This is a genomic window from Cellulophaga sp. BC115SP (genome assembly GCF_009905545.1).
Taxonomy (GTDB): Bacteria; Bacteroidota; Bacteroidia; order Cytophagales; family Spirosomataceae; genus Flectobacillus; species Flectobacillus rivi.
The window spans coordinates 1-764 of record NZ_JAAALB010000174.1; the positions used below are offsets into that span (position 1 = coordinate 1).

Genomic DNA, 764 nt, shown 5'->3' on the forward strand with positions numbered 1-764 from the left:
GCAGGTGGAGCCAACCTTTCGAATCCCAACCAAGCTCAAAGTACCATTACCTACTTTGATGGATTGGGACAAAGTACTCAAACTGTTGATGTCCATGCCGGAGGAGCAGGTCAAGACTTGGTACAACTCACCGAGTACGACGACCACGGTCGTGCCGTAAAACAGTATTTGCCTCTCCCTGTCAATGGTGGTAAGGGGGACTACAATACGGGTGTCGCCACTGCTACTGCTACCTACTATGGTGCTGGCAATAGAGCCTATAGTCAAACGGTGTACGAACCTATGCCTTCTAGTCGAGTATTGAAGGTAGCAGGGCCAGGCGATGAGAGCCTTTGGTCATTGAATAGCTCACCTTGGAACCGAGCTGATGGTACTACCAGAAATATCTATACTTTCAATACCGCTAACACCATTCATGAAATTCGTGTAAGTCAGAGTAGTTTTGAGGCTGGTTCTTTAGCCAAGGGAATTACTAGGGCGGGATATTATGGTAAAAACCAATTGACTGTAACCGAGACGATTCAAGAGGGGAACAAAAGCGAGACTGTCAACAAAAACCGAGTACGAGAGTACAAGGATAAGTATGGTCGTGTGGTATTGAAAAGTGTCATCAATAGTGATAATGAAGTAGCCAATACCTATTATGTCTATGATGACTATGGACAGTTGCGAGCGGTATTACCTCCAGAACTGAGTGCTGTGATTACAGGCTTGACCGAAGCCAATTTGACAGAAGCAGCCTTTTTGTATTGCTACGATGACCA

At 45.7% G+C, this 764-nt stretch carries 1 protein-coding gene; it reads left to right on the forward strand.

Annotated features, from left to right (window positions below; all coding sequences use genetic code 11):
• Positions 1 to 764 (forward strand): DUF6443 domain-containing protein (locus GVN22_RS27485; protein ID WP_240915794.1); only part of this gene is annotated, 764 nt, incomplete at both ends.